This is a genomic window from Asticcacaulis sp. (assembly GCF_027484505.1).
Taxonomy (GTDB): Bacteria; Pseudomonadota; Alphaproteobacteria; order Caulobacterales; family Caulobacteraceae; genus Asticcacaulis.
Genome location: NZ_JAIXSV010000295.1, coordinates 1 through 6,610, shown reverse-complemented (window position 1 = coordinate 6,610; position 6,610 = coordinate 1). Strand labels below are relative to the sequence as shown.

Below are 6,610 nucleotides of genomic sequence, written 5' to 3'. Positions count from 1 at the left end.
TACCTTTGTACTCCTGAGGGGTGGTTGGGTCGAAATGGTGCGAGAAGTCGCGTTGCAGGTTCAGCCAAGTGAGTGCCATGGCGAAATCGTCATTGGGCTCCCTGGTGATGCTGTCGCACTCACCATTGATGCAGTAAACCGTCTCACCGCATTGAAGGATCGGCGGGTTCTGCCCGTCCGGGGCGCCCTGCCCGCCACACCGGTAGGTACGTTCATAATTTTTGCAGCGGCCGTATGCATCGGATTGGATGCAGGTCTTGTTTTCGAAGACACAGCTCGCCTCCAGGATCGCGCAATCGTTGGTCACGCTTCCCTGGCACTGGTAGGAGCGCTCCCATTTCCAGCAGGATTTGTGAACCGGCAGGCCATTGATGACCCTGGTTTCTGCGCCCTCGATACAGCGCGTGGTCGGAGGCTGCCCGCATATGTTCCCGTCGGTGTAGGCGCTACAGTCGTTAATGACTTCGTCCCGCGTCACCGTATAGATGGTACCTGTATGGCTGCCGCCGCCGGCTACCGGGTCCGGGCATCGCCAATCCGCTGTCGTGAGATCGCAGCTGCCGTCGAAGAATGTCCGATTGCAGCTGGTCGCGGTCTCTGTGCATCGACCGTTATAGGCTGAGCAATCGTCGTAGTAGCCCGGATTGGGGCAGGAATAGACGCGCGACCAGGCCCAGCAGTCCCTGTAGACCGGTCCACCATTGATCGTCCGCGTCTGCGGCCCTTCAGTGCACCGCTCCGACTGAAGCCCGCAGCCACGGGAAGTCTGCGACGTGCAGCCGCTGACGACCTCGTCCTTGATGACGGTATATTCGGTGCCGACACGGCCGCCCCCGCCATTGACCACATCGCTGCAGCGGTAGTTATGGGTATAGACAGAGCAGCTGCCGTCGAATGCGGTGCCAGTGCACCGATTGCCGCGATTGCTGCATCCACTGGCGGCGTAGGCCGTGCAGTTATCAAATGGCGAGGGATTGGCGCAGGTATAGATACGGTTCCACTTCCAGCAGTCGCGGTAAACGTTCATGCCGTTGATGTTTCGTGTGCCCGCGCCTTCGCTGCATGTTTCGGACGACAGACCACAGGTGTTGTTGCCTGTTTGCGCCGTGCAGCCGCTGACGACCTGGTCACGGATCACATCATATCCATAGCCGGTGATGGTGCCGTTGCCGGAAGCCGGGTCCTCGCACCGATATTCGTAGGAAGTCGTAGCGCAGCTGCCATTGGCATAGGTCTGGGTGCATCCGAGCGAGGCGACCTGGGCGCAGCCATTTCGGTAGGGGGTGCAGTCGTCGCGATAGTCCGGGTTTGCACAGGTATATGCCCGGTTCCAGGCCCAGCAATCGCGGTAAACGTTCATGCCGTTGATGTTTCGGGTGCCGGCTCCTTCGGCGCAGGTATCGCCTCCCTGGACGCATGAGCTGCGTGATTGCTGGGATTCACAGGCTGCGACGTTCGTGTCGCTCACGACACGGTAGACGGTTTGATTCAGCGTGCCGGCGCCGACGACCTGGTCTGGACAGTTGTATGTCGTGCTGTACTGCTGACAGGATCCATCCGGATACTGCGACACGCAACTGGTCCCGCCTGATGTGCAGCCCGGCGCATTGGCGTAGGCGGTGCAATTGTCGTAGGGGCTGGGATTAGCGCACATGTAGTCACGACGCCACGCCCAGCAATCTTTCCAGACATCCTTGCCCCCGATATTTCGGGTTCCCCCTCCCTCGGTGCATACCTCGCCGATCTTGGTGCAGGACGTTTCATGGGACGAGCAGCCGTTGACGAGCTCGTCACGAACGATCGTGTACGAGGTATTGATGAGCGTAACGTTACCGCCCTGGGGCGAGCCGCACGTATAGGTCTCGGTATACTCATCGCAGACGCCATCGGCTCCCATCGATGAGCATGAACTGCCGCTGCCGGCGCACGCACCCCGGAGGCCTGCACAATAGTCGGAATAGCCAGGCCCGCCACACGAATAGGTGTATCTGGTCCGCCAGCAATCCTGATAGACGCTGGCGCCACCGACGCTCCGGGAACCGCCACCTTCTATACAGGTTTGGCCCGATAGGCGGCAGCTCGGGGAGACGGCCGCCGCCGCCCCGACCCAGATGATCAGGATCAGCGCTGCTGTCAGAAGGCGGATCAGATGTTGGCGCATTCGTCCACCATGCTGGCGCCGGCGCCGTTGCAGCAGCCGTAATACCACTGCACCCCACCGGGCGACGGGGCGTTCGTCTGACGGCACTGAGCGCTGACCGTGACGCTGCTGCGATCGCCTGCCCAACCTTCCGAGATGCTCGGGTTGCCACAGCCACCTCCACTCACCGAGATGCTGTTCTGCGGGGAGCCGGATCCAAATGAGACCCCAACATGTGCCATATAGCACCGGTTACCGTTCTGCAGCTGGCAGTCCCACTCCTCCCAGGACAGGGCAACGGCGCCCCCATAGCATTGGCCGATGGAGGTACATTGCGCAGTGTAATAGACGTCGCAGGTCTTCGTGACATAGTCACGCGTCCGCTTGCATGAGTAGGTGTAGTCCGCCCGCACATCGATCTGGCGCCCGATGGTGCAAGAGCTAGGGGATTTCTCGCCCGATTTCGCACAGCTATAGATATAGTCGGCATCTGTAGTAACTTGGCGCGTGACCCGGCATTCCTCTGGGCGGGTGGTCGACAGGACATTGCAGCGATAGATCGGGTCGGAATCCACGCCGACATCACGGGTCATCGTGCAGGACTGCGGCGCGGTGGATGACGATACGGTGCAGTCATACACCGGGTCCTGGTCAACCTGGACATCACGCGTCATGGGGCATTCTTCGGGCCGGCGGTCGTTGGTGCGCTGGCACCGGTAGGTTTGATCCTGGTCAACCTCGACAATCTGCGTGTCGTTGCAGCTCCGTCCCTCGATCTTGGTGTATTCATCGCAGGTGCGGATGCGATCGGTCGGCGGGCTGGTGCCGCCCGGTGCGGCCGTGCAGTCGCCATATTGGCCAGTGAAATCAGGAACGACGCTACGGGGGTCGTTCTGGACGGTCCAATAATTGTCCATCCAAGGATCGTCCCGGCCGACCGGCACCGAAGGGCGCCCCTGGAAGGAATTCTTGAGCAGTTGCGCGGCCTCGTCATTGGTCGCGTCGACCACACCGGCATCATACATGTTGCCGTGGATATAGGTCTTCTCGGAAAGGTCCGTGCCGCCGTAGCCGGGCACGGTGCCAGCCGCATCGGGCTGGGACAGCGCGTTTCCCGGCAGATTGCTGGTGGCGCCACCAAAGGCCTTCCCGTCCTGGCGGGCCGTTGGCTGCTGACCGCACGCGGGCCACGCCACCAGCGCGATGGTCAGCAGACCGTACCGCAGGTACCGAAAGCAGCTATTCATCGCGCTTGATCCTGGCGAGCCCTTCGGACGCCTTTGGTGCACCAGGTCCGCCTGCGTCCGCGATCGCTTCTAACGCAAATTGCAGCGACACATCGCCCGCGATCCGGTCGTAGTCGGGCAGCCCTTCACACCCCGGTTCACCCTCGCACATGATGGGCCCGACGGCGGAAACTACGACTGCCGGTACAGCATCCACCCGATAGGTGGCAAACAGGCGGGGATCCACAAGCAGACCCAGCTCCTTCGCCTGGTCGCCAAAGGCTTCGGCCAGGAATGCGGCCGTCTTCGTCAGGCTGTTGTCCACCAGACCGCGCATCACGACCGCTCCGCCGGCACGGCGGGCCTGAGTGGCGGCTGCCTTGATCGACGGAGGGGGCATGGACGAACTGACGAAGATAAGGATCGCGGGCATTCGGGCCCGGTCGGCCGCCGCGCCACTTCCTATGGCAGACGTATCGACCAAAGCCCCCAAGTCGATCCCATTTAGTCCGACGCCGTCGGCCTGCCCCTGCACCGTCAGATCCTTCAGCGCCTCGTGAAGTTCCGTAGCATCGCGCAGAGCCTGAGGATGCTGGCGGAGAATCTGGTTAACGAAATCCTGCGGGCTGTCCTGCCCGGCAGCAACATTCGACGCGACGATGGCCAACCCCGCCGCCAGCAGCTTTAGAGCGCGCAGCAATTCCGCTTCCTCCAGATCAAATAGCCGAAATTCTCGCCGACGACCGGCACCATGCGATTGGATTCATAGATCGTCGTCGTGCGACCGAAGGGGGGGCAGGCATTCGGGCCACGGCTGGTCGGCACAGGGTTGACCATCTGGCTCCGATACTGGGACTTCCGCATAACCGGCATCGGATAGCGGCCGCACATGCCGTCGGAGCCGAATGAACCCCAGAGGATGAGTTCGCGGTGAAGTTTATAGGCCATCCTCTCGGTGGCCAGTAGCGAGCCCTGAACGGCACCGGTCTGTGCCTGGATGTTGCCATCGAGCGGATAGAGGCTGCCCTGGCAGCCGGCGCACCAGAACAACGGGTCCAGCGGCAAGCCGGCCGACGCGGCGACACAATCAGCGGCACAAGCCGCCTGCGCCAGCGGCGTGTTGAACAGTGCGGCCTCGGGGTTGATCAGGAACGTGAGTTCGTCGTCCAGCCACATTGGATCGATTTCCGTAATGTAGGCGATATCGAACGTGGACATCTCCAGGCACAGAAAATCGACGAGCAACTCCAACCAATAGATGAGCGGATAGACGTACCAATGTACATGCCAATTAGCATGCCCGGTTCCGCCGCCGCGCGACTGTGTCTTCGCGCCGCCGACCTTGATCGGTGCGGGCAGCTCCAGGCCGCCGAGGTTGACGAAACACCACGGGACATGTGCGACATCGACCAACCGCACCGGTTCCCAGAACCCAATTGCGATCCCAGGCCGGATCAGAAGTGGCGGCGGCGCAGGGCAGGTGCAGAGGGGGAAGCCGGGATTCGAGGTGTCGAGCCGATCGCCACCGACCAGCGTGATCGACCCCAAGGTCAACGGAAATAGGCATGACCAGCAGATGTCGGCGATGGGGTTAACGAACGACCCTGTGCACCCTGAGGAATCGGCCTGTGCTGGCCCTGATCGGAGCAATAGAAGACCAACGAGGCATGCGGCCAACCAGAGTTTCATAGCGCCTCCTCCCTGATGCGGAGTGCTTCCCCATCCTGCTGGACGGTCGCCGGCACCGCCTTGATGCCCCATCTCGTGGTCAGGCGTCCGCCTTGATCGAAGTAGACGGGCACAGACAATGCCCGCATGGCATCGAATACATCGCCGCTTGTCAGGATGATCTTCGCCGTCGGTCCAAACGTCGCGGTCGCATGCCGCGCCCAATCGATTTGTGCAGGATCGTCGCCATCCAGGAAGATCAAGGTCTTTGTGAATGGCGCATAGGAGAGCGGGTTGACCCGCGTTCCCGCCCGCACGAAGACCACACCGCGGTGGTCGGCGATGTCGCGCTCCGCAATGACCGACGGATCCACGAGCCAGGTTCTGTTGCTGGACGCGCGCTGGATGCCCGGCACGGGAGGCGGTCGCCGCGCGTTGCGGGTGACGCGGTTGACCATCTCAGCATTCAGCTTGGCCAGCGCGCCGCTCGCCTCCATGCTGGCGAGCCGGTCTTGGATCAATGCCAGGAGATCGGTCTCGACAACGGGATACAACTTTCCATGCGTACCGAGATCCGCTGCATCGCTAGAGCAGAGGAACGGCCCGGCCAACAACAGCAGTGACAGGCACCAGGCCGATTTCCGCGTAACGGGAGTCATAGGACCTCTCATGCGAGCCAGCGAGGAACAAATAGCCTTCCGGGATGATGCCGGCCGGGCCAGGTTGAAGGGGACGACCCTGCAAAGTCTGCGTCTGCACGGGGCCGACCCGGCGCCCGGCAACGAACACATCCCCTCCCCGATGCTCCACCAGGTCCCCTGGCAGTCCCACGACCCGCTTCACAAACGGCTTCGTGAACATGGGATTGGGCGGTGCGATGAACTGGACAGCATCGCCGCGCTGGAAGGGATGGCCACGTTCGACCAGGAACAGCAGTTCCGGGAGGCTCTGGCTGTGCGAAACCCCGATTGTGTAATATTGCGACGTGGCGGCGAGCCCGCCGCCGATTGCCGCGCACCATGCAAGATGCACCGCTGTCGCAGGTGAGATCCGCCAGTTCATGGCGTTTCCGCCTTGGGCGCCGGCAGTTCCAGTGCCTCTCGAACGACCGCCGTATAGTCTGGCGAAGCAGACCCTACGACGGCCGCCGCGTTGATCAGGACCACGCGGTCACGACTTTCAATGAGCCGCGCCGCCTCTTCCAGCTTCTGTCGGAAGGTTGTAGACTTGTTGCGAATTTCATCGTCGGAAGCGCCCGACTGCGCGAGGGCCACGACCATGTCCTTCAGAAGCTGGTCGACGTCAAGTATGGCCACCTGCCGGTCGGCCATCAGAGCCGGCCGGACGATGGCGAGATGAAAGGCGCCGATGCTAAGGACGATCAGCAACACCACCGCCGCGATATTGACGAACAGTTTCATCGCACATGCTCCCAAGGCCACCGTGGCCACATTGCTTCCGTCAGGTCCACGGTCCAGCGCCAAACCCAAAGGACAGCAAAAACCGCCATGGCCAAGCCAATAAGGCCAAGGATCGCGGCGTCGCTGGCCACTGCGATCCGGCCACATACCCGTCG

Annotated in this window: 7 protein-coding genes; all 7 read right to left on the bottom strand. The window is 62.0% G+C overall.

All coding sequences use genetic code 11. From position 1 onward, the window contains the following. The coding region (traN, locus tag Q0072_RS17050; RefSeq protein ID WP_298332703.1) for a conjugal transfer protein TraN at window positions 1-2,161 on the bottom strand (2,161 nt) is incomplete at its 3' end. Continuing rightward, window positions 2,146-3,387, bottom strand: coding sequence for a hypothetical protein (locus Q0072_RS17045; protein ID WP_298332700.1), 1,242 nt, complete (start codon window positions 3,385-3,387; stop codon window positions 2,146-2,148). The genes Q0072_RS17045 and traN, both read right to left, overlap by 16 nt. Then, window positions 3,380-4,066, bottom strand: a complete 687-nt coding sequence (gene trbC / locus Q0072_RS17040; protein ID WP_298332697.1) for a type-F conjugative transfer system pilin assembly protein TrbC — start codon at window positions 4,064-4,066, stop codon at window positions 3,380-3,382. The genes Q0072_RS17045 and trbC overlap by 8 nt, the downstream gene beginning before the upstream one ends. Continuing rightward, on the bottom strand, window positions 4,051-5,055 hold the full coding sequence (traU, locus tag Q0072_RS17035; RefSeq protein WP_298332695.1) for a conjugal transfer pilus assembly protein TraU: 1,005 nt from the start codon (window positions 5,053-5,055) through the stop codon (window positions 4,051-4,053). The genes trbC and traU overlap by 16 nt, the downstream gene beginning before the upstream one ends. Next, entirely contained in the window at window positions 5,052-5,693 is a 642-nt protein-coding gene (gene traW / locus Q0072_RS17030; RefSeq protein ID WP_298332693.1) for a type-F conjugative transfer system protein TraW, read from the bottom strand. The genes traU and traW overlap by 4 nt, the downstream gene beginning before the upstream one ends. Continuing rightward, window positions 5,620-6,096, bottom strand: coding sequence for a signal peptidase I (lepB, locus tag Q0072_RS17025; RefSeq protein ID WP_298332691.1), 477 nt, complete (start codon window positions 6,094-6,096; stop codon window positions 5,620-5,622). The genes traW and lepB overlap by 74 nt, the downstream gene beginning before the upstream one ends. After that, the coding region (locus Q0072_RS17020) for a TrbI F-type domain-containing protein (RefSeq protein ID WP_298332688.1) at window positions 6,093-6,610 on the bottom strand (518 nt) is incomplete at its 5' end. The genes lepB and Q0072_RS17020, both read right to left, overlap by 4 nt.

Excerpts from the sequence above, each read along its gene's own strand:
- Q0072_RS17045 (WP_298332700.1), bottom strand. The coding sequence starts at position 3,387 with ATGAATAGCTGCTTTCGGTACCTGCGGTACGGTCTGCTGACCATCGCG.
- traU (WP_298332695.1), bottom strand. The coding sequence starts at position 5,055 with ATGAAACTCTGGTTGGCCGCATGCCTCGTTGGTCTTCTATTGCTCCGA.
- traW (WP_298332693.1), bottom strand. The coding sequence starts at position 5,693 with ATGACTCCCGTTACGCGGAAATCGGCCTGGTGCCTGTCACTGCTGTTG.
- lepB (WP_298332691.1), bottom strand. The coding sequence starts at position 6,096 with ATGAACTGGCGGATCTCACCTGCGACAGCGGTGCATCTTGCATGGTGC.